The 25,262-nt window shown below is 49.7% G+C and carries 27 protein-coding genes; 19 read left to right on the top strand and 8 right to left on the bottom strand.

Annotated features, from left to right (window positions below):
- The first annotated feature begins 171 nt into the window (after positions 1-171).
- Positions 172-849, top strand: a complete 678-nt coding sequence (locus tag JNUCC32_RS18360; protein WP_009591703.1) for a general stress protein — start codon at positions 172-174, stop codon at positions 847-849.
- A gap of 103 nt (positions 850-952) precedes the next feature.
- On the top strand, positions 953-1,234 hold the full coding sequence (locus JNUCC32_RS18355) for a hypothetical protein (RefSeq protein WP_175320761.1): 282 nt from the start codon (positions 953-955) through the stop codon (positions 1,232-1,234).
- A gap of 291 nt (positions 1,235-1,525) precedes the next feature.
- Here JNUCC32_RS18355 and JNUCC32_RS18350 read toward each other — a convergent pair whose 3' ends face one another.
- The gene (locus JNUCC32_RS18350; protein WP_192569387.1) at positions 1,526-2,635 is read right to left on the bottom strand and encodes a GNAT family N-acetyltransferase; all 1,110 of its coding nucleotides are present in this window, start codon (positions 2,633-2,635) and stop codon (positions 1,526-1,528) included.
- Between the two features lie 212 nt (positions 2,636-2,847).
- Between JNUCC32_RS18350 and JNUCC32_RS18345 the strand changes: the two genes are divergently transcribed.
- From JNUCC32_RS18345 to JNUCC32_RS18335, 3 genes are all read left to right on the top strand, one after another.
- Entirely contained in the window at positions 2,848-4,296 is a 1,449-nt protein-coding gene (locus JNUCC32_RS18345; RefSeq protein WP_192572692.1) for a potassium/proton antiporter, read from the top strand.
- Between the two features lie 205 nt (positions 4,297-4,501).
- Entirely contained in the window at positions 4,502-4,975 is a 474-nt protein-coding gene (locus tag JNUCC32_RS18340) for a Dps family protein (RefSeq protein ID WP_096775316.1), read from the top strand.
- Between the two features lie 196 nt (positions 4,976-5,171).
- The gene (locus JNUCC32_RS18335) at positions 5,172-6,077 is read left to right on the top strand and encodes an EcsC family protein (protein ID WP_192569386.1); all 906 of its coding nucleotides are present in this window, start codon (positions 5,172-5,174) and stop codon (positions 6,075-6,077) included.
- 113 nt (positions 6,078-6,190) lie between these two features.
- Here JNUCC32_RS18335 and queF read toward each other — a convergent pair whose 3' ends face one another.
- The 6 genes from queF to JNUCC32_RS18305 form a co-directional block, all read right to left on the bottom strand.
- Positions 6,191-6,688 carry a preQ(1) synthase gene (gene queF, locus JNUCC32_RS18330; RefSeq protein ID WP_192569385.1) on the bottom strand — a complete coding sequence of 166 codons (498 nt, stop codon included), beginning with the start codon at positions 6,686-6,688 and terminating at the stop codon, positions 6,191-6,193.
- 68 nt (positions 6,689-6,756) lie between these two features.
- Positions 6,757-7,551, bottom strand: a complete 795-nt coding sequence (gene queE / locus JNUCC32_RS18325) for a 7-carboxy-7-deazaguanine synthase QueE (protein ID WP_375120652.1) — start codon at positions 7,549-7,551, stop codon at positions 6,757-6,759.
- Positions 7,544-8,035: a 6-carboxytetrahydropterin synthase QueD gene (queD, locus tag JNUCC32_RS18320; RefSeq protein ID WP_036662528.1), complete on the bottom strand. Its 492-nt coding sequence runs from the start codon at positions 8,033-8,035 to the stop codon at positions 7,544-7,546. The genes queE and queD overlap by 8 nt, the downstream gene beginning before the upstream one ends.
- Positions 8,032-8,709, bottom strand: coding sequence for a 7-cyano-7-deazaguanine synthase QueC (queC, locus tag JNUCC32_RS18315; RefSeq protein ID WP_192569384.1), 678 nt, complete (start codon positions 8,707-8,709; stop codon positions 8,032-8,034). Before queC ends, queD begins: the two co-directional genes overlap by 4 nt.
- Positions 8,710-8,986: 277 nt before the next feature.
- Complete coding sequence (locus JNUCC32_RS18310; RefSeq protein ID WP_009591651.1) at positions 8,987-9,691, bottom strand: AIM24 family protein; 705 nt, start codon at positions 9,689-9,691, stop codon at positions 8,987-8,989.
- Positions 9,692-9,745: 54 nt separating this feature from the next.
- Positions 9,746-10,198 carry a cell division protein ZapB gene (locus tag JNUCC32_RS18305; protein ID WP_192569383.1) on the bottom strand — a complete coding sequence of 151 codons (453 nt, stop codon included), beginning with the start codon at positions 10,196-10,198 and terminating at the stop codon, positions 9,746-9,748.
- 221 nt (positions 10,199-10,419) lie between these two features.
- On the opposite strand from JNUCC32_RS18305, the gene JNUCC32_RS18300 reads away from it, so the two are divergent.
- The 6 genes from JNUCC32_RS18300 (at position 10,420) to JNUCC32_RS18275 (ending at position 18,201) form a co-directional block, all read left to right on the top strand.
- On the top strand, positions 10,420-10,578 hold the full coding sequence (locus tag JNUCC32_RS18300; RefSeq protein ID WP_192569382.1) for a hypothetical protein: 159 nt from the start codon (positions 10,420-10,422) through the stop codon (positions 10,576-10,578).
- 260 nt (positions 10,579-10,838) lie between these two features.
- Complete coding sequence (locus JNUCC32_RS18295) at positions 10,839-11,549, top strand: hypothetical protein (RefSeq protein WP_192572691.1); 711 nt, start codon at positions 10,839-10,841, stop codon at positions 11,547-11,549.
- A 185-nt stretch (positions 11,550-11,734) separates the two neighbouring features.
- On the top strand, positions 11,735-12,466 hold the full coding sequence (locus JNUCC32_RS18290; protein ID WP_192569381.1) for a hypothetical protein: 732 nt from the start codon (positions 11,735-11,737) through the stop codon (positions 12,464-12,466).
- A gap of 114 nt (positions 12,467-12,580) precedes the next feature.
- Positions 12,581-12,979 carry a helix-turn-helix transcriptional regulator gene (locus JNUCC32_RS18285; protein WP_009591580.1) on the top strand — a complete coding sequence of 133 codons (399 nt, stop codon included), beginning with the start codon at positions 12,581-12,583 and terminating at the stop codon, positions 12,977-12,979.
- A gap of 325 nt (positions 12,980-13,304) precedes the next feature.
- Entirely contained in the window at positions 13,305-14,507 is a 1,203-nt protein-coding gene (locus tag JNUCC32_RS18280; protein ID WP_192569380.1) for an S-layer homology domain-containing protein, read from the top strand.
- A gap of 808 nt (positions 14,508-15,315) precedes the next feature.
- Entirely contained in the window at positions 15,316-18,201 is a 2,886-nt protein-coding gene (locus JNUCC32_RS18275) for a DUF5704 domain-containing protein (RefSeq protein ID WP_192569379.1), read from the top strand.
- Positions 18,202-18,253: 52 nt separating this feature from the next.
- Here the strand turns inward: JNUCC32_RS18275 and JNUCC32_RS18270 are convergent, their stop codons facing one another.
- A complete protein-coding gene (locus JNUCC32_RS18270) occupies positions 18,254-19,357 on the bottom strand; it encodes a YheC/YheD family endospore coat-associated protein (protein ID WP_096775324.1) in 1,104 nt (367 codons plus the stop codon).
- Between the two features lie 283 nt (positions 19,358-19,640).
- Between JNUCC32_RS18270 and JNUCC32_RS18265 the strand changes: the two genes are divergently transcribed.
- The 8 genes from JNUCC32_RS18265 to JNUCC32_RS18230 all read left to right on the top strand — a co-directional run bounded on the left by JNUCC32_RS18265 (position 19,641) and on the right by JNUCC32_RS18230 (position 25,173).
- Positions 19,641-20,786, top strand: a complete 1,146-nt coding sequence (locus tag JNUCC32_RS18265; RefSeq protein WP_009591728.1) for a glycosyltransferase family 4 protein — start codon at positions 19,641-19,643, stop codon at positions 20,784-20,786.
- Between the two features lie 72 nt (positions 20,787-20,858).
- Positions 20,859-21,440: a WIAG-tail domain gene (locus tag JNUCC32_RS18260; RefSeq protein WP_192569378.1), complete on the top strand. Its 582-nt coding sequence runs from the start codon at positions 20,859-20,861 to the stop codon at positions 21,438-21,440.
- 349 nt (positions 21,441-21,789) lie between these two features.
- Positions 21,790-22,491 carry a glycosyltransferase family 2 protein gene (locus JNUCC32_RS18255; protein ID WP_192569377.1) on the top strand — a complete coding sequence of 234 codons (702 nt, stop codon included), beginning with the start codon at positions 21,790-21,792 and terminating at the stop codon, positions 22,489-22,491.
- Positions 22,492-22,575: 84 nt separating this feature from the next.
- Positions 22,576-22,932: a hypothetical protein gene (locus JNUCC32_RS18250; protein WP_015733939.1), complete on the top strand. Its 357-nt coding sequence runs from the start codon at positions 22,576-22,578 to the stop codon at positions 22,930-22,932.
- A 35-nt stretch (positions 22,933-22,967) separates the two neighbouring features.
- A complete protein-coding gene (locus JNUCC32_RS18245) occupies positions 22,968-23,282 on the top strand; it encodes an alpha-helical endospore appendage domain-containing protein (protein WP_009591657.1) in 315 nt (104 codons plus the stop codon).
- A 38-nt stretch (positions 23,283-23,320) separates the two neighbouring features.
- A complete protein-coding gene (locus tag JNUCC32_RS18240) occupies positions 23,321-23,581 on the top strand; it encodes a hypothetical protein (RefSeq protein ID WP_228468780.1) in 261 nt (86 codons plus the stop codon).
- Positions 23,582-23,601: 20 nt separating this feature from the next.
- Positions 23,602-23,898, top strand: a complete 297-nt coding sequence (locus JNUCC32_RS18235) for a hypothetical protein (protein WP_192569375.1) — start codon at positions 23,602-23,604, stop codon at positions 23,896-23,898.
- 240 nt (positions 23,899-24,138) lie between these two features.
- A complete protein-coding gene (locus JNUCC32_RS18230) occupies positions 24,139-25,173 on the top strand; it encodes an aminoglycoside phosphotransferase family protein (RefSeq protein WP_228468779.1) in 1,035 nt (344 codons plus the stop codon).
- The last annotated feature ends 89 nt before the right edge of the window (positions 25,174-25,262 follow it).

Below are 25,262 nucleotides of genomic sequence, written 5' to 3'. Positions count from 1 at the left end.
TATGGAGTTAAATATTACCAGTCCCGTTCCATGGCGATATGTGGAAGTTTCGGCTCTGCGACGGGGTTCTTTACAAGCGGTTATTCGGTTTCCTTGTTTGATTATGGCGGCTGGCGTTTAATTTAGGGATGTACAGCGATAACCGAAAATGACCAAATAGGAGGAATTCATATGACTCAGAAAATTGTAGGAGCTTTTCGGACGGAGCAGGAAGCAACCCGAGCCATTGAGGAACTAAAGCAGCAAGGATTCAGAGCCGATGAAATCTCTGTCATTGCCAAGGATCGCGGCGAATCTTCCCATATTCAGGACGAGACCGGGACCAAAGCGCCCGAGGGATTGGCCTCCGGAGCGGCTACCGGCGGCGTGCTGGGCGGCGTCACCGGATTGCTCGCAGGTCTTGGCGCATTGGCCATTCCGGGCATTGGTCCGATCATTGCCGCTGGACCGATCGCGGCAACGCTGACGGGCGCCGCCGTGGGTGCCGGTGCAGGCGGGTTGGTAGGAGGCCTGATCGGCCTTGGCATTCCGGAAGATCAAGCGGAGGAATATGGGGGCTACGTCGATGAAGGGCATATTCTGGTCATGGTGGATGCCGATGAGTCGAACGGTGGCCAGGTATATGATATATTCCGCAGCAACAGCGCGCTCAATGAACATCATTACCGCGAAGAAGGTACCTACAGCGGTACGGGAGCACCGGTAGATTCGCGTTCTGAAGCGGCTGCTGCCACCGAGGATGCCGTGCCGGACCCTAACCTGTATCAAGGCTATGGCGATGGCAATGGCGGCGCCGTGAGTCCTAACATTGTAAGCCCGGATCGTGAAGAAACCACGAAAAGACGATAAGGGTTATTCTCATATGCATCATGAACGATGAACAAACCGCCCGGATTCTTCCGGGCGGTTTGTTTGCGGCGACAATCCGGCTTCATGGGGCTTGCTTGAAGTCGTGTTTAACGCTTGTTGCGCTGCATTCTCGCACCCCTCGGCCCGTACCCGGGACCGCCGGGGCCGTGCCCATGTCCAGGACCGCCAGGTCCACCGGGGCCATGTCCAGGTCCGCCCGGATGCCACGGTCCTGGGCCATGTCCCGGATGCCAAGGACCGTGCCCATGCCCATGCCCATGTCCGGGAAATCCGGGATACCCCGGGTAATACGGAGGAAACGGATAGACCGGCGGATAAAACGGTGGATAGTATGGATAAGGATAGTAAGGGTATCCAGGGATGAGACCCGGGATACCGAGGCTTGTTTGGGATTGAAGCCCTCTTTTCGGTTGATGACTCAAGGCCTTGCACCTCTTTCTATCAGATCGGTTATCACATCCTATGTGGAAGCGGAGAGGAAGGGCACTTATCCTGGGAAAAATAGGCGGACGGCTACTCCTCGGGATGCAGTATCGACGCTGGTTCTGTTTGGGATGAACAGGTTCCAGGTACTCAATCTCAAGCGAAAGTAAAAAAGGCGCATATGACCTCCCCTGCGTAGGGAAAAGGATCAGATGCACCTTTCGTTCTTCCATTATATATATTGAAGTCCGGTTGTGTAAGGGAGAGGGACAGGATCGAAGGTTACGCTCCCGTTAGCCCGATACGGGGATTCCGGATCGAACAGGATGGAAAGCAAACCTTCGTCATCCAGCTCCAACGTTTCATGGCTCAGGGTAAGACGGTACGGACCATGTTCGCCTTCCGCCTGGATCAACCCCTCCGGAAGCAGAGGAGCCAGCTGACGAAGCAGCTGCGGGCCGCTTACCAAATAAATGGTTCCCTCGTTGCGAATATACTCAGGCAGGGTACCGGCAGATTGGATTAAAGCGGCAAGCTCCTTATCCTGCCAAGGCAGCGGAACCGTAAGCTCCGAAAGGCTGAAGGACGCGACGGCATCGGCTATAATCAGTGCGGCTGCTTCAGGGCTTCCTCCCCACTCGACGAGGGTAGACTCCCTGGAAGGCGTCATCGTGTCTCCGGGTACGGCGATGATGGCAAAAGCGGTCAGCGCCCCGTCTTCTTCGGCGACAAGCACCTGCTGCTTAAGGCGGATCACGTTGGAGTATGCGCTTGCATCCAGCAGCTTGTTAAGCTCCGAAGCCGTCGTAACATATCCAGCCTCCCGCTGTTCCATCAGTCTTTGGATCTGGAACAAATCGTGCGGCTGCATGGCCCGGATGTTCACTTTTTTTTCCGTTGCAGCACGCAGCGGCTCCACGACGGCCGGAGATAGACGGAACCGGAGCGCCCGGCCGAATAAACGGCTGCCTGCCCGGGTATACAGGGATCTGCCGCCGGAAATAAGGATGAGGGATGCACCGGACGCCTCGCCATGCCGCATGCACTGTTCCAGGAGATTGCCTGCAAGTCGCTGTCCCCGGTAATCCGGGTCCGTGCAGACGGAGCCGATGGAGAAAATATTTAATCGGGCACCGCGAGTCTGGATGGTGAACGGCACGAATCCCATGAAAGACACCAGTTTGTCCTGATCCCAGGCACCGTAGGAATGGCTGATACCCGGCGAGAATATCGGAGGGAAGGATACCCCCATTGAAGGCTGCTCCGGCTGCTTAAGAAAAATACGGTCGGACAGCTCGACGGCTTGTTGCAATTGATCGCTTTTCATCATAGAAATCTTCACTCGATTGACGCCTCCCCTATGTATGTCGCTTGTTATTACCAGTATAAAGTCATTGGGCGGGGAATTTCCAGTAAACGTTTTCTAAGGTTATTCGGAATTGTCCGGTTGGCGGAGTTAGCCAGCCCTGCAGCGAAGCGTTTTACGGTTTAGGCGTATGCGAAAAGGCGGTGTTTTTCGGGTAATAATAAATGAACGAATCTGACGCCGGAGGGATGAGCTTGCCAAGTTTTGTTGATTCCATGATTTTGCTGTGCGGCGCCTTGCTTCTGACAGGCGTATTGACCACCAAGTTCTCTTCCCGTTTCGGCATGCCCGCTCTGGTGCTGTTTATCGCGATCGGGATGATTCTCAGCCGGTTCATTTATTACGATAATGCGGAGCTCACGCAGCTGGTCGGCATATTCGCACTGATCGTCATTTTATTTCAGGGCGGGATGCAGACCGATTTCAAAGAAATCAAGCCGGTTCTGGGTCCGGCCATTTCGCTTGCCACGATAGGCGTCCTGCTGACAACCGTTGTAATCGGACTATGCGCCTCTTTCGTGCTTGATATTTCTTTGAAAGAAGGGCTGTTAATCGGCGCTATCGTCGGCTCGACGGATGCGGCAGCCGTATTCTCGGTTCTTGGCGGAACGAATCTGAAGAAAAGGCTTCGAATGACGCTCGAGGCCGAATCCGGAAGCAATGACCCGATGGCGGTGTTTCTAACCGTGTCCTTAATCGAATGGATAGAACATCCGGGCCTAAATTTGTTCGGGCTTATTTTTTCCTTTGTCATGGAAATGGGATTGGGACTGGTTGTCGGCATTCTTGTCGGCATGCTGGCCGTGTATGTGATCAATCGCATCAACTTCGATTCTTCGGGGCTATACCCCGTGACCGCTTTAGGATTTGCCGTGCTTACGTATGCCGCCGCCGCATGGCTTGGAGCCAGCGGTTTGCTTGCCGTATACGTTATGGCCTTGCTGCTCGGCAATACCGAGCTGACGTACCGTAAGACGATTCAAGCATTCAACCAAGGTTTTGCGTGGATGATGCAGATCGTGATGTTTGTGCTGCTCGGGCTTCTTGTCTTCCCGAACGAGCTGTCGAAGGTCGTATGGCAAGGACTCCTGTTGTCCTTGATTCTCATCTTCATCGCCAGGCCGATCGGCGTGTTCAGCAGTCTGCTGTTCGCCAAATTTGCCGTCCGCGAGAAAATATTGATTTCATGGGCCGGCCTCCGCGGGGCCGTACCGATCGTATTGGCTACATATCCCGTATTGGCGGGAATCAGGCAGGGGGAATTGTTTTTTAATGTCGTGTTCTTTGTTGTTTTGACTTCAGCGGTGATCCAGGGCACCACAATCTCCCCGCTCACGCAAAGGCTTGCGCTGGTGGAGAAGGATAAAGCAAAGGCTCCGTCCTTATTGGAGCTGATGGCACTAGGAAAAACGGATTCCGAGATCAACCACGTGCTGGTGGATGGGGATATGCCCATCGTCGGCAAGGAGATTCAGCAGCTGAAGCTGCCGGACGATATTCTCTTTACGGCCATCATTCGGGAGAAGCGCATCATCACGCCGAGAGGAAACACCGTCATTGAGGCAGGGGACACGTTGTACGTGATGAATCCGAAGCAAAAACGGAAGGAAATGAAATCGATTCTGGGGTTATCCTAGGGATTTCGCAGCTGAAGCTATATGATCCCCATCACAGCAGACGGTCTTAAAAATAATTTAGGATAGGTATAAATCGGAGGTAATTTCTTCATCCTATCTTCATCCGAGAAGTTTCGATTTCCTTTGCAAAAGAGACAAGAATCTGTTATGATTAATTCAAGGATTTAGAATAAGTCTAAATACAATATCAAAGGAGACGATATAGATGAGTAACCTAACCCAACAAGCACAAGGAAATACGACCGATGAACTTCAACAAATTCTGAATACGCAGGTAGCTAACTGGAGTGTGCTTGGCGTGAAGCTGCACCATTATCATTGGTATGTGAAAGGTCCTCAGTTCTACGTGCTGCACGAGAAATTCGAGGAGCTGTACAACGCGGCCGCTGGTTATGTGGATGAGCTGGCAGAGCGAATGCTGGCCATCGGCGGCAAACCGGCCGCCAGCATGGCTCAATATTTGAAGTTGACGACGCTGCAGGAGGTTTCGAATGAAAACACGGCCGAGCAGATGGTCGGACAGCTGGTTGCGGATTTCGAGAAAGTGGCCGGAGAGCTCAAGTCCGGTATCGAGGCAGCAAACCAAGAGGGCGACGATGCGACAGCCGATCTGTTGACCGGCATGGCGAGCGCTGTGCAGAAGCATTCGTGGATGCTGAACGCATTTTTGGGCAAATAAAGTTCATATCCGTTGCTGCCGTTTCATGACGGCTAACATAAGCAAAGGGAGATCGACCTGATAAGGGTCGTTCTCTTTTTTTGTTCGCCTTGCGAATGCTGTTGCAAGATTCAATTTGAAATTTATTGCGCCTTTCTTCAATTTTGTGCGTATAACCTTCATAGATCGTTTTAATTCGGATAGAGGAGTAGTGAGGATGGCAGAGATGGAATCACGACAACAGCTGGAGTCGCAGCTTCAAGAGATTTTGAAATGGGAGAAGGAGCAGAAGGACGTCATGTTCTGGGAGAAGCTCGGAAGAATTCCCTTTATGCTGCTGGATCGCCTCACGCCCAAGGCTGTTCAAGAGAAAATCGGAAGCGCCTTGAACGAGGTAGGCGGATTTATTCAAAGCGGCGGGAAGCATCTGGTTCGCGAGAAGTCGGTCATGAACGTACTGGCTCAGACCGCTGGATTGGAAGGTTCAGCCGCGGTGAACGACCCTTCCGCGAAATCCGGCGAGGCGGAGTCGGGTGGCGCTGGGAACGGAGAGGAGCAGGCGGTGGCTTCCGGACTTACGCTGGCAACAGCCGCGAAATTGCCGCTCCAGGCCATGGATGCGGCAGCGGATACGCTGACGGTAAAGCGGGTCAAATTCGCGGCGGCCCAAGGGGCGGCAACGGGAATCGGAGGCGTATTTACGATAGCGGCCGATCTGCCCATGGTGCTCGGTCAATCGCTCAAGGTGCTTCAGGAGATGGCCCTTTGTTACGGGTATGATCCGAACGATCCCCGGGAGCGGGTGTTTATCGTGAAATGCCTGCAGTTTGCATCCGCCGACATCGTCGGAAAGAAAGCGGTGCTGGAGGAGCTTGCCAGTTTTGACGACGTCCAGGCGACGGAGCAGGTCTTCTCGCAGCTGCAGGGCTGGCGTGAAGTCGTTCAGTCGTATACCGATAACTTCGGGATGAAAAAGCTGTTTCAGCTGATTCCGATCGCCGGGATCGTATTCGGTTCGATCAGCAACAAAGGCACCATAAGCGATGTGGCCGAAGCCGGGAAAATGCTGTACAAGAAGCGGCGTGTTCATTACCGGCTTCGGAATATGGAATATCCGCTGTAATCAAGGCTGATATACGGATCGACACGACAAAAAGGGATGCCCGCCATGCGCGGACATCCCTTTTCTTAATCCATCACGGAAAATATCATGACGCAACCCATAAAGGTGGTTTCTTACCGATTATCCACCTTTTCGGGGTACAGGTCATGGTTCATCAGACGATTCGCGGCGATCTCCTCGTATTTGGTGCCCGGGCGACCGTAATTGCAGTACGGATCGATGGAAATGCCGCCGCGCGGGGTGAATTTGCCCCATACCTCGATATATCTCGGATCCATCAGCTTGATCAGGTCATTCATGATGATATTGACGCAGTCCTCATGAAAGTCCCCGTGATTGCGGAAGCTGAACAGGTACAGCTTCAAGGACTTGCTCTCCACCATCTTGATATCCGGAATGTAACTGATGTAGATGGTCGCAAAGTCCGGCTGGCCTGTGATCGGGCATAAGCTTGTAAATTCGGGACAGTTGAACTTGACGAAATAGTCGCGGTAGGGATGCTTGTTGTAAAAGCTCTCCAGAATGCCGGGATCATACTCGAAGGTGTATTTCGTGCCTTGGTTGCCGAGCAGGGTAACGTCTTCCATTTCTTCTTTTTGTCTTCCAGCCATATATGATAACTCCTTCATTTATATGAATTCAAACTCAATCCAATCATCGGTAAATTCTTGATGCCGTGCTATACGCCGCGTTTATTCCCCCAGACGAGCGTATGCAATTGCGGCAAGACGCGCACATCGTTTAACCGGTCGGATTGCATGACCGCATCAACAAGCGACTCGTACCGATCCAGCAGATGGGAGACAAGCGAAGTCGTATCGCCTGTGCCTACATCGGGATTGCCGGTCTGCAAGTAAAATGGCACGTTCGGGTATCGTTCATGTACCGTTTCCGCGTAGGTCAAGTCCTTATCGTCAAAGACCACAACCTTCAAGCTGAAGGTTCTGCCGGGCGGACGGGCGGATAAACGCGAGACGATATCGTCGAGCTTGCCCCAGTCCGTATCCATGCCCGAGCTTGGCGGCTTAGGGGAGATGGTGACTTCATCGATATGATTCAGCCAGTCCTGCCAGCGTGAGCCCTGGGTCTCCACGGCAACGGTAATTCCGTGCCGATGCAGCTCATCCACAAGCGCTCCAAGCTGGGAAAGAAGAGCGGGATTGCCGCCGGACAGGGTGACGTGATCGAAGCGTTCTCCGCCCAGACGGTACAGCTCTTGCCAGATCTCATCGGCGCTCAACAGCGAGATGGAGTCCTTAGCGGAACCGTCCCATGTGAATGCGGAGTCGCACCAGGAACAGCGATAGTCGCAGCCCGCCGTCCGAACGAACATCGTCTTGCGGCCAACGACCATGCCTTCGCCTTGAACGGTAGGACCGAAAATTTCCATCACGGGAATCGGACGGTCCACCGTCATGGCAGGGGAGGAGCCCCCGTTTGAATCCGTAACAGGCGTTTCATGCACATTATTCATGGATCATCCACTCCCGTCTGACCTCGGCATAGCTGGTCGGCGTCTCGAACAGGCGAACGAATTCCGTTCGCATGCCTTGTTCCTCGTAGGATTCTCTGCTGCGGAGGGCCTCCTCCATTTTCTCAAACAACCAGACCACCATGTTCTCTGCTGTCGTATTCATCGGCGGCAAGGTCTCGTTCAGGTAACGGTGATCCAGGTAAGGTTCGATACTCGTTTTCCAGCAATCCTTGATGTCTCCAAAATCCACGGTAATGCCGACCTCGTTTGGAGTTCCGCTGATACCAAAAACCACTTTATACGTGTGGCCATGCAGGTTTTTGCATTTTCCCTCATAGCAATGCAGGTGGTGCGCAGCATCGAAGGTAAACTCTTTGGAAACAAGCACCCGCTTCCGATGGTAACGCAGGCTTCCGGCATCGATGTCTTCGCCAAGTTTCTGCAGATGCTCTACAATGCGGAAAGCCCCGGGCTCGCGGCTCATACCAGGCGCCCCCTCTCGGAGATGCTGCTGCGGCGCTGCATATACTTGTCGAGCCCTGCTTTTCTCAGCTTGCATGCAGGACATTCCCCGCAGCCGTCTCCCTTGATGCCGTTATAACAGGTTAACGTATGATCGCGAATATATTCGAGCGCATTCATCTGGTCGGCAAGCTCCCAGGTTTCGGATTTGTCGAGCCACATGAGCGGGGTATGAATGACGAACGGGTAATCCATGGCCAGGTTCAGCGTAACGTTGAGCGATTTGATGAAGCTGTCCCGACAGTCGGGATAACCGCTGAAATCCGTCTCGCATACGCCCGTGATCAGATGTTTCGCTCCGACTCCCTTGGCCAGCACGGCGGCAAAGCTGAGGAACAGCAGGTTTCGGCCATCCACAAACGTCGTAGGCAAGCCGTCGCCTTCGGCGATCTCGATATCGCTGCGCGTTAATGCATTCGGTGCCAGCTGATTAAGCAGGCTCATATCAAGCACCGTCTGCTTCACGCCTTGCTCCTTGGCAATCTGTGCCGCGCATTCTATTTCAAGCTTATGGCGTTGGCCATAATCGAATGTTACGGTTTCCACTTCGGCGAAGCGTTCCTTCGCCCAGAACAGGCAGGTGGTGCTGTCTTGCCCCCCGCTGAAAACAACGACTGCTTTTTCATTTTTAAGCATAAAAAAACCTCTCATCCTTCATAATTTAAGAGCAGCCCAAAAGGGCCGATCCCGTAGAAGAAAGAGAAGTTCATTGAACTGAATCCGTAAAAAAACAAGCCTTATTCTTAGGGTGTAACACCGAATAAGACACGATAGTTTTTTATAGAGGGAGTTCACGAACCTCTCCCACGCACCGATGCAGGCGCATGGATTGTCTTCTGTTGTCCTTGTGACCGCATGGAGAGCCGTGACCGGCATGCAGTCCGATTACGCCCTCCATTATAACACGACCGGATTATTTGATAAACACTCCGCCGAAGGGAATTGCTTCCCGCAGGAATCGCTTGATGATGCCTTCGTCGTTTAAATCGTTCACGAGCCGCTGATTCTGGCGTCCCGCTTGAAACAGAACATAACCGTCGCCGGTCAGCTTCCAGTGATAGTTCATGTGCTGGCTGGCCAGATGATTGCCGTATACGGTCAGATCCAGCTTAGCGGCTTCGGGGTAGGCGATGATGCTTCCGGCGTCCACATACAGCGGCTCGGTAGGATGCAGCTTGACTTTGCATACCGGGCCTTGGGTCAGAATGCCGATGCTGCCATTCCCGGAAAACTTCATCTTAATGGCATCTCGCGTGACCAGCATGTTTTTGATTTTCAGTATTCTTGTCTGCATCGTAACAAACCGGGTGTAAAAGAAAACATGACGAAAATCATAGAGCATGTCCTGTTCGCCTTCCAGCTGAATTTCATGCATGTTGAAGCCCGGGGGAAGCGCAGCCGTAAACTGGCTGGGTCCCGTAATGTCGGCACGGATCAGCTTTTTTTTGCGGTAGATGCCCTTCACGTTCATAAGTCGATCGCTGCGCCCGGAGGAGGGTCCCCGATAGGCAACGATCTGCTCGGGATGAAGGACATGCGCCGTGTCCCCCTCCGTCAAGGAGAACGTAACCGCTTGACCTGCTCCGCTGCCGGCCGCATCTTCCATTCGGATAATCATCGCAGCGCCTCCTTTTGCCTGGTTGAATGGGATGGATCTGGATAAGAGCTTGTCCTATCTCGAACGGTTCGTTCGGCGCATGCCGAATCGCAGGACGCGAATGATGACGAAGTATCCGGCAGCTAACGCCACGGCGGTGATCGCTACCGTTTTTAAACGTTCCGCCCCGCGCTTTCGTGCGGCTTCAGCCTCCTGTAACTGGCTTACCATTTGGGTTAATTGCTGGTTCTGCTCTGCAAGATTGGAGTTCTGCTCCGCCAGCGTCAGATTTTGCTGCTGCAGCCGTTCGGAAGCGATCTTGGCTTTATCAAGCTCTTGCAGGGTTTGGTTATAGTTGCTCTTAAGCTGGTTTATTTCATCGGGGAGTCCCGTGAACTGCTGGATATTATCGTACATATTATTGAAATAATTGGCGCTGGCGGTCCGTCCTCCGGCCGGCAGCGCGATTCCTGCCACCAGCAGAATAAGAGAAAGTTGGATGAGCCTGGATTTTGACGGCTTAAACATGCGGGGTCACCACCATTCGATTATTTATAGTAAATACGAATCAGATTTCGACAGGTTTCTATTAATATATATTACCCACATTCGCATGGGAAGTGAATCCATTCGCAGCTAAGTTGTTTAACTTGCCAATTCGGCGGGTAATGTATTCAAGCAAGCGCATAGAGGCCATCCCATTCGAAATGAACATAAAATGAACTAGCAGATAAAAGGAGATTGCGATTATGATGAAAGATAACAACGTGAAGAAAATTATGATAACGGTGAATGGAAAGCCCGTAGGCAACGGCTTATTAATCGATAAAGTCACGTACGCGCCCATTCAACGCACTGAAAGATTTATGGGAGATACGAAGTCTGCTTCGGCAGCGGCAATAGGTTAGTAGATCCCGTATATTCAAATAAGCAGCCTTTAAAACCCGGAGAACGCTCCGGGCTTTTTTGCGTTGGTTGGCGTTAATCTATCGAAGTCGTTTTCATTCTGCTGCGGGATGGGAGTATCCTAAACAAACAGAAAATATCGTCTGAATATGACGTTTTATGGCAGAAACAGTTACAAAATAATACATTTATCCTTTATACTAGGTTGTAACTTGAATCAGTATACATAAACCATAACAGGAGAAAAGGAGTTTTGAAGAAAATGGGCTTTTGCATTCATTGCGGTAAAGAATTAACGGATGGCGTCGCACATCAATGCGCTAACGACATCTCGGCGAAATACACGGCGGCAGCGACGGAGCCGGAACATGGGCGTCCCGATTTCGCATCGGCCGGAGGCTCGCATGCCGTTCAAGTCGATGGTCAGGTGCTGCTGAATCTATTGAAAAATCCGATGAGCGCCCTGAACATGCGGGGGGATCAAACAGGCATGATCTATGGCCTGATCGGGATGGCCTCCAGCATCCTCGGTTTTTGGTTGTTCGGCCTTGGAGTCAAGCGGATGTTCTATTCCGGACTGGGCATGATGTCCGCCTTGTTAAGCGATTTCGGCATGGGGAGCCGTTTTCTTTTGCTGGGATTGTTCTCAACCGTCATCCTGCTGGGTTCGTTCTGGCTTGCCGGGAACGTAATGACCAAACAAAAGCTCAACATGAAGGATTACATCGCCAAAATGGGCTCGTTCCAGCTGCCGTTCGGAGCGGTGCTTATCGTTAGTGGACTGCTCAGCTTCTTGTTGGTAAAGCCGGCTTTCTTCCTCCTTGTATTTGCTCTAATGACCGGATTGGCAGCAAACAGCGCCGCCGCAATCGAGTTGTACCGGATCGGCTCAACCCAGCTGGTCAAATTCATTGGGATCGCTTTAGGGATATATGTTGTGCTGCTTGCCGTCGTCAACACCATTTTATTGTAAAGGAAGGGCATTCTGAGGTTAGCCGCAGTTTTCCTTGTACGCGAATTGACATAAAGCATATCCACGAAAGACCGCAGCTCATAAGGGCTGTGGTCTTTTTTTGTCGAAATTAAGATGGGAACATATGTTCCGTGACAGTAAGATGTCCCTCTCTATTGGTACATTATTAGAAGAAGAGGAAAGAGGTGGATGTATTGCAGTCAGGCTTGTATTCGGATTATACATGGAGCCACAGCCATGTGTTCGCTGGCGGCACTAGTCAAGTCTTTCTGCTGATCGAGTGGAGGGCTGGTGTCCAGAAGCAGAAAACGCAGTCCAATGGCCTTCGTCGGCGCATAGCCGAAGAAGTCCAGCTGCACCTTCAATTAGGAGAAGGCGTTCAAGTGGAACAGATGTATGGCTGCCAAGGAGAGATTCTGAATGATCGCAACATCTCGTTGTCTTTAGGCTCTTTGTCCGAAGGGAGAACCAAGCAATTGGTTCTTGAGCTGAGTGTCGGTACTCGTCAATCGGGGGTGTATCCGATCGTTACTGCTTTATGGACCTATATGGATGTTCTAAAGCAGAAGGTGGTTTTGCAGCCGTCCCGAACGATACCGCTTCAATTCAGCAATCATACGACATTGAGATACCGAAAAGCAGATTACCGGGTAGAGAAAGTACTGAAATTATACCAGAATGCTTTCATCCTGGAGCAGGCAAGAGAAGAGCTGGAACAGGGGAATTTGACTCAAGGTGAAGATCTGATTCGTAGACAGGCAGATGAGATGCTTTTATACGCAACCCGATTTCGAGATCCGGAATATTTAAAGGAGGCCGAAGTCCTTTATAAACTTAGTGTTCTATATAAGAATACATATCAGCAGTTTTATTCTGAAAATGCGAACTGGAAAAGGGACTTTAGACTTAAGTCATAACCAGGAAACAAGAATCCCTATATAAAAAAGGAAAAATGATATCAGGGTCGAATGTACTATTTAGCAGTCAACAAAAATATGTCTAATTTACTAGAAAGATAGGGAGAATGCCATATGACAGACCGACTGATCCGACTAATGAGAATCATTACCCTTGTACAAGCAAGACCAGGAATACTTGCTCGGGAGCTTGCCGAACGCTGTGGAACCAGTGAAAGAACCATTTATCGGGATATGGATGCCCTCAGTGCCATGCATATCCCCATCACTCACCAAGGCCGCGGCCGCGGCTATACCTTCATTGGACATTTTGCAATGTACCCCCTTGGTTTAACGGAAGAGGAGGTACAGGCATTATTTAAACTGCTGAATGTAATGGACAAAATCAAGCCGATCCTGCCGGATGAATTTGAAAGCGCTTATGAAAAGGTGTTGGCTGCTGTATATAAGCAAAGCGCGGAGAAGGCTGAGATTCAAGCCGGGGACCGGGAAGAATCCTCAACCGGTTTATAACACTTTCACTACATGTAACAATTAAACCTCGAACGAATGGACACAAATTTTTGTGACTAACGTCGAGGTTTTGTCATGTTTAGGGTACATCTGCGGTCGTGAATAGAGATGATGAATCAACTAGTCAACTAGAATCAGGTTAGGAATATTATACCAAAATAGTGGATTATATGATAAAATAACTACAATTTCTCTCATCCATACAAAACTGTAATTGTTGTGTAATTGTGAGAGTTGGCGGTAGATGTCCCTAAGCAAGGGCGTAGGAAGGAGATATGAAGCAATGACATAGGGTTTATCTATAACGATTTTCAGGAGGATATGCATGAAAAAGAAGATTTTGATGAGTGTATTAACGGTGCTAACCGTGATCGTCGGAAGCTTGAATTCGGCCGTGGCGGAGGCGGCCCAAGACAATACGATCGGCAAAGCGTTGGAGTCTCGTGAGACCCCGGTTGTCCAGTTTACGGATATTCAGGGCCACTGGGCCCAGGCAGCTATTCAAGATGCGGTACAACGAGGTTATGTGGATGGGTACCCGGATAAAAGATTCCTGCCTAACCAACAGGTATCCCGAGCGGAATTCATCAAAATGGCGGTGTCGGCCCTGGAGCTTGAGGCAGCTTCTACAAGTTCAGGTTCCTGGTATGCTCCTTACGTGACGGCGGCAGAATCGGCAGGGATCTATAAAGTCGGCGATTATGCCGACGGTAACCTGACTCAACGGATGACGCGTGAAGAAATGTCCAAACTGGCGGTAAAAGCACTGGGGTACAAAAATGTAGAGGATAAGCAGTGGATGTATCTTGCATCCAAGGATGGCATCATATCCGGGACCGCCCCGGGCGTAATATCACCAACAGGCGCTACCACAAGAGCTCAAGCGATTGCGGTCATTGAGCGACTGCTTCAGGTAAAAGGCGGCAAGGAGCTTCCCGTGGATAAATATGCAGTAGCTGCTGCTGAGGTGTATTGGCACAAGACGAATATTTTCTCGGTGGCACCGGAGATTTTTAATGGGCCGGATAATCATAACAAAAATTTTGGAATTGATTCATGGAAAACATCCAAATTGCGTTTCGGAGCGCCGGATGGATCCGTAGTAGCCCAAGTTGATGAACTTATTGCAATAGATTGGAATGATCCGAAAGATCCAAACCGCAAATTACTTCCAAGTAAAGATAAACTGGTATGGAAATTTGGAGGAAAATCAAATGCTCTTACTGATGATTTAGAGGTTTACATCATTCTTTTAAAATCTCATTTAGCTGTCAATAAGAAACCACAGTCATATCCAATAGATCGGCTTAACTTAATAATATTAGGCTTTAATGGTCAGCCCAACTCAGCGATGTTAAATATGCCTTATCCTTTAGAATCAAGAGATCCTAGGAAGCAGATTTATGGCATAGCTATTCCGAAAGATGGATTTAGTACGGAAGGTACAGTTGATATCTTGGTAGAGACTATTTCGAGGGGTTCAAAAGTTTATCAAAGTACTCTTTCAAGGTCAAAACTTATCCGTTAAGGTGGTAACTATGACTTTAAAAAAGAGCATTAGTCTTGTTGCGATGTATTCTATTTTAATATCGTTGTTATCATTGGTTGGACCAGTAATTGCTTCAGTTGATGCTGCTGAGACTACACAAAATATAACATATGACTTTACTACAGATTCTGATGATTATGATTATAGTGGGTATCTGTTTTCTGATAAGCAAGAATTGGAAACAACAAGGATAACTGTAAGCGCACCTGCAGGTAAAGTAATCAAGAAATTGGAATGGGTTAATAAAACAACCAATAATCCAATAAGATCAGTTATAGGATTTAAACCTGGTTCTACGACATGGAATGGAAAGGATACTCTTAGCGGTACAAGATTGAAAGTTAAGTCAAGTAATAACACAAATTATGGAGGAGTGTATTATTGGGATAGATGGTCAGTAAGCGATGCAGGGCATGGCTATGGACAGTTGTGGAAAGCTTCAAGTACTAATGGAACAATTATGGACAATACACATCCTAGTTGTAACAGAAATGTCCAGAAAGAAACTATTCAAGGGCATCAGCTACCCAAGTATCCTGGATGTACGGATGACAAGTTGTCTTTACCAATTCCTCGGACAAGTGCTTTTTTAATTAATGAACCTGGCCACCCATTGGAAGGGACTTGGATTCGTAACGGAGCAATTGATACAAGTGAAATTAAATCATCTAACACAAGAGTAGATCGACAATCTACGATACCAGATGTACATGGATCTTCAGGAACAACAGATCCAAGTACATTAGTCGGACAAGTGGCTGAGGTTATTAGTTTAGATAGTATTAGAATGTACTATAGTCAATCCTTCAATAATGATGACTATAATAAATATTGGGCTAATCCAGGAGCCAAGCAGGTCTGGTACTTCTCCAAATTCTTTGTAGACTTTGATTCCTACACTTATATGTACAAAGACAAACTCCTCCGAGCCACCTTTGCAGATGGAACATCAAGCCTGGAAATTACCGGCCCCACCTGTGTTCCACCGGCCGGTACCTTTCAACTTACAGCGAAATTAACGAAGGTAGACGGAAGTACATATAATCTGCAAAGACACGATAAGTTGACTTGGCGAAGCTCGGATAACAGCATCATGTCCGTGAACGCTTCCGGTGTGGTTACAGCCGTGGCAACGACGGGGCAAGCGACGATTACGGCTCATTTTAAGGACACGGCCCAAGCCTTGGACGAAACCGACGATGCCATGATACAGGTCGGGACAGGGTCATCGTGCGGAAATAACGGAGGAGGCGGCGGCGGTGGAGATGGAGGCTCAGGCGGCCCGCCCAACACATGCGGGATCCAAATCGGTGCTGCGAGAAAGGGAACTGTTACTTCGCACACGGTAATGGACCCCGTGGCAACGGGCGTCATTAAGGCGGATAACCGGGATTCAGAAAAGTTTGATGTTCTTGACGGGATACCGACTTCGGAATCCCTGTACGTCAATGTGTTTGGCCTCAATTATCTGTACAAGAACCAATGGGCGAACATGACGGGGGAGATCACCTACACCGTTCCCGTCAAAAAAACATACCTTCTCACCTGGACGATCCCGGGAACGCCAAGCTCAGGACCGGATGATCCCGGCACGCCCGATGAACCTATGGAAGAAGAGGTTCCGGTAGAAGAACAGGTGACGATAACGAGGCCGTACTCCTACTGGCAAATCGATAACCTGGAGGTTTATAAGCTGTCCAAAACGACTGTCAGCAACTATGCTTTGCCAAGCGGTTCGGTGAGCCTCACTCCGGCCGGTTACACACCTCCCGTTCTTACGTCCGATCACAGCGCGAGTCTTGACGATCATGTGGAGCCTGCTTCATGCGAAGAAGTGGATTTAGGGACGGAAACCGTTTCAGGCGGTTCAAGCAGGCCGGCGGTGCCGACAACGGATTTTACGTCCGCAGCCGAGTCGGCCGTGGGCCAAAACCAGGTAAGAAACGACAAAGTCCTGTTTAACGGATCTACCGTCATGAGTGACAGCTGGGCACAGGGAGCGGCGCCATCACCAGGGATTATCCCTCCGGCAGCGACGATTCAAAGAGACGTATTGTACGGCAGAAACTATCTTATCAGCAGTACGCTGTTGAATAAAGCGAACACGGCGAGCACCGGTACGATTGATTACGAGCTCATCCCGGGCAACATTAATGGCGGGTCCCCTCAATCGTTCCCGGTCAACGCCATAAACACCGTCACGGTCCACACCCCGGTCGTCAACTATTCCTCCGTAACGGATGATCAGGCCCACAACCAGAAGACGACCCCCAATCCGAATCGGTCCGCCTTCATCTTGGATCGGCCGTTTACGGTACGCATCCCTACCTCAGGCCAGCATCGGAACATTCAGGGATACGGAAACCGGGACTATGCGAAGTATGTAAGATCGAAGCAGGTTTATTTTCCGTTCGATGTGTACAGCAGCGACAAGCGCATCTTCTATCCCAAAGACACTTGGATCACGATCCCGACGGCACAGCTGGACACGGAGTTTTTTCTGCCGGTGTGGGTAGATGAGGGCGATTACCAGGTGTACTTCCGTACGATTGCGGAGAACGCGCCGCCCGACTATACGACGCAGCCCGATGCCAACACGAATTTATCCCACCATGTGGCTACGGATATAGAACCTGTGGAAGTGATCGGGCGCGTGTATGATTTTCATATCACGGATATTGCCGATTATAACTGGGAGACGGTCTTCCGCAAACAAAAAGGGAATGCGTCACCAAGCGGGGCGTCCTATTGGACAGGACTCCGCGGCATTGACGGCGAGGCCCGGGGGAACGCGCTGCCTTATACGCTTCCCATCGCTCCGGGCAAGCATCCGGCACAGGGGTATAAGAATGCGGCCGTGAAGACAGGATACCACTTCAAATTCGATTTGAAGACGAAGGGCAATATGTTCGGGGCGCAGGACGGCATTTCGGTTACGCCGAGCTTTTATTTCGTGGATAAAGACGGCAGCGGACGTCAGCCTGTCGATCTGTATTACCACAGTGGAAACCGGAAGTTCATTCGAATCGGTTCCCCGCAGGATACGGAGAAGCGTTACGTCATTCTGAATGAAAGGCTGCGCAATGTACCCCAAGAGGAACTGCAGGATACCGCTTCGTATCTATACAACCACGGTGGGGCACCGGCGGGAATGTCCCCGGCGGCCTACGCGAAGCAGTATATGGAGAAGATCAGCAAGAGCAAGACCTGGGTAGGTCGGCTCGACTGGATGCTGCTGCCTTCCGGCATTCGAACATTGATTGGGCCAAAGTCGGGGCTGCCAACCTCCGTTGACGGAGAGCGGGCCAACGCCGCTGTTCAGCGCTGGTACGGTGAATACAGCCTTCCCTCCGACGTCTACGTGGTGAAGAAAGGAACGGATCTGGCGGCTTATGGGCGGAGTAACCGATTGGACGAGAAGTCCTCTGTATTTCTGAAGAAGGGGTATATCGTGGTCAATTTCAACATCGAGACGATCCGGGAGGGCAATACGGCCAAGCCCCATCTGCAATACATTCATGCACCGCTCATGAATCAGTGGCAGCTTGAAGGGTACAGCCGAACCTATACCGATCCGTATGGCAAAAGATTTACCCTGCTGGATGGGGATGTCGTATTTTACCATGCGGATCAATCCAGTAAAGGGGATTTCAAATCCCAGGTTCCCCATTAAAATCGTCATGAACCAGCCTCTCCCGTTCTCAGGGGGAGGCTGGTTTTTTCATTCAATAATGCGGCCAGACCCCGTTATCATAAAGATACCGGGCAAAAGCCATCGGATTGTAGTATGAGTATTTCCAAACTTCCTCCATTCCGGCTTCCCGAAATCCATAACGTTGATCGCAGCCATTGCATTCAATGAAATAGATCTTTCCATTCTCGGTAATGCCGACATCCATTCCAAAATCAGCTGCGTACGGAATATACAAGGACAGCGTCTTGGCGACATGGAGGGAAAACTCAGCAATTCGTTCGATGGTAAGTCCTACAGGCAAGTCAGGCATGCAGCGGGCGAGTATGTCCGGGACCCGATAGGCTGAGCCGCCTTGAGCAATGTTGGAGACAAACGTTCGTGGAGCCGATGTTTTGGCGAACATGCCGGCGACTTCCCAGCGTCCGCTTCCCCCGCGCTGAACGGTAACTCGGATATCAAAGGGGCGGTCATCATATTCGGCAAGCGGTATGCGCTGCTGTACAACGAATGGAGCTTGCCTAATCCGCTGATAGATCAGAGGATGGAGCTTTCCGGGCGGCAAGGTAACCGTTCTCCAACCTTTAGCCGATGGGGATGAGCGGGAGTAAGTGAATTGACTGCGTAAAGAGTTACCTTTTAAGCGCATGATACCAACCCCGATGCTTCCATTGCATGGTTTTAGAACGAGATCCCCGTGCTGGCTCAGCATGGAGCGAATCGAGGCAGGGGTAGCTTCTACCGTATGAGGCAGGGATGGTAATATCCCCTGGTCCTGTTCCAGCATATGATGTATAACGTTTTTACCGTAACGCGTACGCCCGTTATAAACGAATACCCCGCGCTTGATCAGTTGATCAATCAGCGCCTGCTCCTGTTTTTTATGATAAATAGCCCGCATATGAATAACGCGTGGGATGGGAATATGCACTTGCGAATATCCAGCTGGAGCCGGAACAAAACCAGTCACCTTTCCAGTCTCTAGTGAAATATGATGGATTGTAAAAAAACAAGGAACCAACCCATTCATGGCAGCAGCTTCTTCGTAGTTGGCCAGTGATTCAGTGCCGATTCTCCCGCTGGAAATTCTGCGATACGTATTGTTGTTGAGCAGAATGCCGACATATTCCAGATGCATGGTCACCCTCCTTGTCACCATAATCCTGTAGTCTTTGTACCATATCGTATGCGTGAGGATGATTGTCCCGGATGGACGGGTGTCGCCCGTGGTTGGCCTATTCTTTGTCGGGAATTAGTCACCAACAGGCCCTGATTCGGTATATGTTAAGGTATCTAACCATACAAATGAACAGGTATGCGCATTTTGGATATGGCAACGAAACACTACGTGTCAAGGGGGAACCTTTGATATATCAGTAGGTGTTTTTCATATAGATAAGATGTGAGAAGGATGTGGAGTTATGGGTTTGCGGAAGGTGGCGGTCGTGACGCCGGGATCGTTTGTCATTCCATCGGGGAGGAGCAGCTCCGTCGAGCGGGTAGTAGAGCAGACCATTCCATTAGCGCAGGGTGCCATGGATGTGCGCATATTCGGAGTACTGGGAAAAGGGCTCCCTTCAAAAGACACGATCAACGGCGTTCCGTGCTACCGCCTGCCATCTGGAACGAATTATTATCCTTCCTTGCTGCGGAGGCTTCAGAAGTGGAGACCGGATATTATCGAAGTTCACAATCGGCCGCTGCTGGCGCAGCGCCTCAAAATGCATCTGCCGGATGTGAAAATCGTATTGAATCTTCACTCCAATACATTTATTTCGCCTCCGTATATGAGCGAGCAGCGTTTTGGGGCCATTGCTCGCTGGATGGACGGCATTGTGGTGAACAGCCGTTTCCTGCTGGAGGATATCACTTCAAAACATGCTGGGCTTCTGGAAAAGATCACGATTAATCATCTTGGTGTGAGTCTTGATCATTTTACTCCTGCTTTCAGTCCTGCTGCCAAGGCACTAAGAGAGGCAAAGCTTGCTCATTACGGCTGGAGCGGACGGCGAATCATTCTGTTTGCGGGACGGCTCATCCCTGACAAAGGGGTTCACCATCTGATTGCCGCATTGCCTCATATCATTGACAAGCATCCGGATGTTCTTTTGCTTATCATCGGGAGTGCAGCCTACGGATCCGATCGGGAAACCGCATATGTACGGGAACTGAAAAGAACGGCCGGTCCTTATACCCAATGGGTATTTTTCCGCCCCTTTATCCCTTATCCGGCAATTGCAGACTGGTACTCGCTTGCCGATATTGTGGTTGTTCCCTCAGCGCCGAGGGAAGCCTTTGGGCTCGTGAACGTGGAAGCCATGGCTGCAGGAGTTCCCGTCATCGCTGCGAATGCAGGCGGTATCCCGGAGATCGTGGAGAACGGCGTGACGGGCTACCTGGTTCAAAGGGATGATTTTCCTGGCGGGCTTGCCGAACGGATTAACGGATTGCTTCAGGACGAGAATCTGCGTACCCGAATCGGGATGGCTGGCCGTGAAACGGTGCGTCAGCGTTTCAGATGGGATCATACGGCAGAACGATGGGCTAGCCTGATGCAAACCATCTAACCGACTGTGGCAGTAGCCCCTTCTCTTGAATAGGATGAAGGTAACGATTAGAAGCAGAGGAGAGAGCTGACAGTGAACAAAGCCAGAAGGATCACCAGGATAAGAAGGGGAAGGCCCTTTCGGCGGTACGATGGCTATAATAAGAAGATAGCCATCAGAGGAACTTCCGGCAAGTGGTCAGATTTAGAGAATGATGTGATGGATCACGCGTTGGCTGATGATGTAATCAGTGCTTCCCATCTGCAGCATCGCAGCGTAAGAAGTGAAGCGATTGAGGATTATGCCGTACACAGTATTCATCTGTCATCCGAATCCATTATTTCTTCCAAACTAGCGCTTGAATCGGTTCAACCGAGTCATCTTTCCTTTAATCCGGTTCAAGGGATTCCTGATATGCCTTTACTTCAGCAGTTTGGATATTTCCCCTTCATCTTTTCTGATGAACAAGAAACGATCGAAATTACAATACCGCTTCAGACCTCCTATCAAGATGAACATTATGTAGTGGTGGCATCGTGCAGCGATCCGGTGTTTCAAGCTGGCATTCGAAAACGGCAGCATGCGGAGGTGGCCATCGGAATTACGCGGCCGGCAGGCATCGTGATCTCAGAAGGCTGGCTGTACTGGATCTCAATAGGCCGGATGGCAACATAATGGAGGAGAAGGATGGGGGAAGCGAGATTCCACCCATCCTTTTTGTAACCAGGGGGATCCCATTCGTCAACATGATGAAGATGCCGTTCCGGAAGAGCCTTAGTGCGATCATCCGCAGGAGTGAATATAGTTCTCCGAATGACTCTCATTTACACGAACATGTTACTCCAATCAAGTGTTGTTTACATATGGAAGATGATCATACGTTTAGAGAATGGAATGGTCCCTGTGGATGCCGTCACGAAGCGAGAAAGTCAACATACAATAGAAATGAATTGCCAAATGATTATTCGGTCCTCACGCAGTGATGAGAAACGGGAGGCGGAATGTATATGAAGGACTTTTTACGATGAAGAGACGCGGCACTCGCATACGGACATCTTTATCGGCGACTCTTCCCAAAGCTGATCCGGTTGAAGGACGGAAGGATGGATTTATCGTTGGCTATTCTTATGGCGTTCAACACGGACAAAAAAACGGAGCATCCTCATTTGAGGGCATCAGCATCATCATTCCCATTCATGATCCAAACGAAGATGCCATTGGCAAGATTAGAAGAATCGAAGCCTTAACGCCGCATCCATATGAGCTGCTCATAGCTGATGCCGGCTCCTCGGAAGGAACCAGGCAATATGTGCGCGGCCGGATCGGAGCGGTACGACACATTATGGAGAGTAGTGGTCAAGGCATAGCGGTTGTTCTTAATAAGGCACTTCGTGCTGCACATGGGAAGAAGTTAGTTATTCTATATGGCTGTACACCTGTTATGGATAACTGGATCGGCGGTCTGATGGATGAGCTGGAACATGCACCCGCTATCAAAACGGTTTGCGTTAGTTTTTCACAGTCAGGAACCCCCGTACCCGGGGACGAAGCGGATATCCATAACCGGTTAAATGCGTGCTGTGCTCTGTTCCGCCCCGAGCTGTTAACGGAGGTTGGAGGACTAGATGAGGGGCTTCCATCAATACAGGAAAGCATAAGCGAATGGTTAGGGCGAGTTCCGCAGCAATATAGAACGATGCTGCCGGCTAAGGATCTATTCACTTGATTCGAAGGATGGCATTATTCATGGCACCAGGAAGCTTGTCGAAGCATATGTTGAAAAATATGATGAGCGAAGGAGAGTTATGTCGTGGAGAAAAAAATAGATGATATGGTCGAATACCTATCGCACTCCCAGCAGCAATTAGCGCGCATTCTAGAAGCTCAGCGTCATGCAGCAGTCCGCATGGCTCAAATTATACATTCCTTACCGAATCATGAAATCCAAGCCTCCGAAGAACCGAATTCACGAGGAGGATCATCGTTAGGAGGACCATCGTTAGGGGGACAATTATTAGGTGGCCGGTCGTCAGGATCCCAGGTGGAACAAGTCAATAGCAGCATTGCTGCTTATTTGAACGCCATGGCCGACCTGCAACAAACATCGGCAGACAGTTTGGAAATCGTAATGAAAGAGCTTAGAGCGAACGAGCAAGGCGAAGAATAATGGGATCCGACTTCGTTGGTTAAGGGGGAATGTATGTGAGTAAAGAGGAATCGTTCATGCGGATTCTCGATGCATCCGTGACTATTCAATATAATACCTATCTCATTCTTCAAGGGAAAGCGGTAGAAGCCGAAAAGGTTTGTCAATGGGTCTTGACTCAATATCCTCGTTCCAAGGGAGAGTTGAAGGATTCGTTATCCATTCACGAGCAAATTGTCGAGCAAATCGAGGGCTTGACGAAAATAGGCTCCGGTCTGTGCCGAAATCTGCGGATTATTCTCGGAACGGATGCTGAACAAGATGATGCCATGGGATTTGATGCATTCGATTTCGGAGATACGGACTCATGATCGCGCGCATACAACGGGAACATGAGGCCAAGATTGCTATGGTATCATCCATTGCTAGAAGTCAGCAAGCGCTGGCAAGTATTTTGGAAAGTATCGCAGAGGTTACGGCACATTCTGAAACAACCGCGCGCACGCTTGCGGAGAATATTCGGCTGCTTGTCGGCTATCAATCCGTGATGGCTGAAATGTTGACAGGCATTCCGTTAAATCGGTACAAATTAGGCTGTCCGGCATCGCCCTGGATAACATCCGAGTGCCAGCTGTTTTACAATGAGGCCGGGTTAGAAGCTACGAATTGAACCTTGCAGGAGGATTCGGCATGAACACGGCATTAACGGTCAGGAATCATCGTAAGGCTTCACCCATGGCACGGAAGAAGTCATTCGCCAAAGGGCTGAGAAGCCTGAAGTCATCAGGTACTAAACGCCGCCATGGCAAGCCAGTCAAGCGCCATCGAGCCGGTGGCCGCTACAGCTCCAGGTCTGAGGCCGGCAGATCCCGGCCTTTATCCCACCAAATCCATGACAAAGGGTATGATCATTCCTACATGGAAGATTTTAAAGCCGGATTTGCGAAAGGTTATGAAGATGGGAATATTGTTGCTACAGCTCCATGATTACAGATAGGGCGATCTTCTCGGGCATAATCACTCATATTGCTAAGAGGACCGCTCTTTGTTATTCACTTTTATCATCTTACCAATTATATAGATCGTAGATACTTTTTGTTGGTAGGCGCATGAAAGTGACAAGTATCTATTTTCGACATAGTATGGTTAAAAATGAAAATGGAGTGAGGGCAAGTGGGTCAAACGCATAACATAGACAAGCGATTCATTCGAAGAACATGGCGTAAGATGGGATTTGCCGAATCATTCAAACCATATTTTAGCAAGGGAGTAAAGCTTAATCATCGGAAAATGGAATGCCTAAAAGACTCCTACAAAAGCAGCATATGGAAGCTTGAAATCGAACATGACCAAAAGCGCGTTCCCGTCATTCTTAAAATTTCGAAAGCGCTCAAAAAAGACCGGCCGGAAAGCAGGGTTGAGAAAAATATATACCGTAAAGGAAAAAAAGTGCTTCAACCGTTCATGCCACTAGTCTATAAGACCAAACGAAATATGAACGGTCGCGATTTGTGGGTGTTCATGGAATACATTGAGCCTCTTAAAGGGCGAGTTCAGTATAATCCGGATCATTTTGACAAAATCATTCCGACATTAGCGAAGCTCCACTCTTCTACGATGGATGAACGATTTATACAATTTGAGGGACTATTCGGTGATTGGCTGCCTCGATATAATTCCAATGTTATGAGACAAGAAAGAAAAAACATAAATAAGTTAACCTTATTTTATTTAGATGAAGCGATGAAAAACAGCAAGTTGAAAGATATGATTAATCCATACTACTCACTCGTGAAGGGCCTGCTGCAGAGAGGGCCTGATTACTTCCCGGAGGTCGTTCATGAAGGCTGCTGTATTATCCATGGAGATCTTCACACTGCAAACATAGCGACCAACAATGTTAAGGAGAAGTCGTGGAAAATCAAGTTTATTGATTGGGAGGGCGCAAAATATGCCCCGTGCTGGTTTGATCTCGTCAATTTGATCGGGGTTTTCTTGGCATACCGCCGAGAATGGGGGGATCAGGAAGAGGATATAACCCGCCGCTGCGTTCAATTATATTCGAATGAGATGAGAAAGCACGGAGTTATCTTTAATACGGATCCACTAAAACTGTATCAGATGGCATTTGTAAAACGAATACTCGAGAAAGGACTGTATCTGCAGCTGAATTGGGCTGTTACCGGAAAAAAAGAGGCGAAGCTGCTGCCGGCGTATTTAGAAAAAATCAAGGTTTTAGGAAAAAATTTGGAGCTTTATTAGCGCTAGAAACATTCGGTCCTATGAATACGAAGTTGAATACTACACGGTTAACCCGCGTGTTCTGCGGGTTATTTTGCGCTGCTTTACAA

It is taken from the genome of Paenibacillus sp. JNUCC32 (assembly GCF_014863545.1).
Lineage (GTDB): Bacteria > Bacillota > Bacilli > Paenibacillales > Paenibacillaceae > Paenibacillus_AQ > Paenibacillus_AQ lautus_A.
This window is presented reverse-complemented; position numbering and strand designations above follow the sequence as displayed.

Excerpts from the sequence above, each read along its gene's own strand:
- JNUCC32_RS18360 (WP_009591703.1), top strand. The coding sequence starts at position 172 with ATGACTCAGAAAATTGTAGGAGCTTTTCGGACGGAGCAGGAAGCAACC.
- JNUCC32_RS18240 (WP_228468780.1), top strand. The coding sequence starts at position 23,321 with ATGGTATCATCCATTGCTAGAAGTCAGCAAGCGCTGGCAAGTATTTTG.
- JNUCC32_RS18230 (WP_228468779.1), top strand. The coding sequence starts at position 24,139 with ATGGGATTTGCCGAATCATTCAAACCATATTTTAGCAAGGGAGTAAAG.
- JNUCC32_RS18270 (WP_096775324.1), bottom strand. The coding sequence starts at position 19,357 with ATGCATCTGGAATATGTCGGCATTCTGCTCAACAACAATACGTATCGC.
- JNUCC32_RS18235 (WP_192569375.1), top strand. The coding sequence starts at position 23,602 with ATGAACACGGCATTAACGGTCAGGAATCATCGTAAGGCTTCACCCATG.
- JNUCC32_RS18310 (WP_009591651.1), bottom strand. The coding sequence starts at position 9,691 with ATGATTATCCGAATGGAAGATGCGGCCGGCAGCGGAGCAGGTCAAGCG.
- queC (WP_192569384.1), bottom strand. The coding sequence starts at position 8,709 with ATGCTTAAAAATGAAAAAGCAGTCGTTGTTTTCAGCGGGGGGCAAGAC.
- JNUCC32_RS18345 (WP_192572692.1), top strand. The coding sequence starts at position 2,848 with ATGAGCTTGCCAAGTTTTGTTGATTCCATGATTTTGCTGTGCGGCGCC.
- JNUCC32_RS18285 (WP_009591580.1), top strand. The coding sequence starts at position 12,581 with ATGACAGACCGACTGATCCGACTAATGAGAATCATTACCCTTGTACAA.
- queE (WP_375120652.1), bottom strand. The coding sequence starts at position 7,551 with ATGAATAATGTGCATGAAACGCCTGTTACGGATTCAAACGGGGGCTCC.
- JNUCC32_RS18255 (WP_192569377.1), top strand. The coding sequence starts at position 21,790 with ATGAAGAGACGCGGCACTCGCATACGGACATCTTTATCGGCGACTCTT.
- JNUCC32_RS18305 (WP_192569383.1), bottom strand. The coding sequence starts at position 10,198 with ATGTTTAAGCCGTCAAAATCCAGGCTCATCCAACTTTCTCTTATTCTG.
- queF (WP_192569385.1), bottom strand. The coding sequence starts at position 6,688 with ATGGCTGGAAGACAAAAAGAAGAAATGGAAGACGTTACCCTGCTCGGC.
- JNUCC32_RS18265 (WP_009591728.1), top strand. The coding sequence starts at position 19,641 with ATGGGTTTGCGGAAGGTGGCGGTCGTGACGCCGGGATCGTTTGTCATT.
- JNUCC32_RS18300 (WP_192569382.1), top strand. The coding sequence starts at position 10,420 with ATGATGAAAGATAACAACGTGAAGAAAATTATGATAACGGTGAATGGA.
- queD (WP_036662528.1), bottom strand. The coding sequence starts at position 8,035 with ATGAGCCGCGAGCCCGGGGCTTTCCGCATTGTAGAGCATCTGCAGAAA.
- JNUCC32_RS18340 (WP_096775316.1), top strand. The coding sequence starts at position 4,502 with ATGAGTAACCTAACCCAACAAGCACAAGGAAATACGACCGATGAACTT.
- JNUCC32_RS18280 (WP_192569380.1), top strand. The coding sequence starts at position 13,305 with ATGAAAAAGAAGATTTTGATGAGTGTATTAACGGTGCTAACCGTGATC.
- JNUCC32_RS18295 (WP_192572691.1), top strand. The coding sequence starts at position 10,839 with ATGGGCTTTTGCATTCATTGCGGTAAAGAATTAACGGATGGCGTCGCA.
- JNUCC32_RS18275 (WP_192569379.1), top strand. The coding sequence starts at position 15,316 with ATGTACTATAGTCAATCCTTCAATAATGATGACTATAATAAATATTGG.
- JNUCC32_RS18335 (WP_192569386.1), top strand. The coding sequence starts at position 5,172 with ATGGCAGAGATGGAATCACGACAACAGCTGGAGTCGCAGCTTCAAGAG.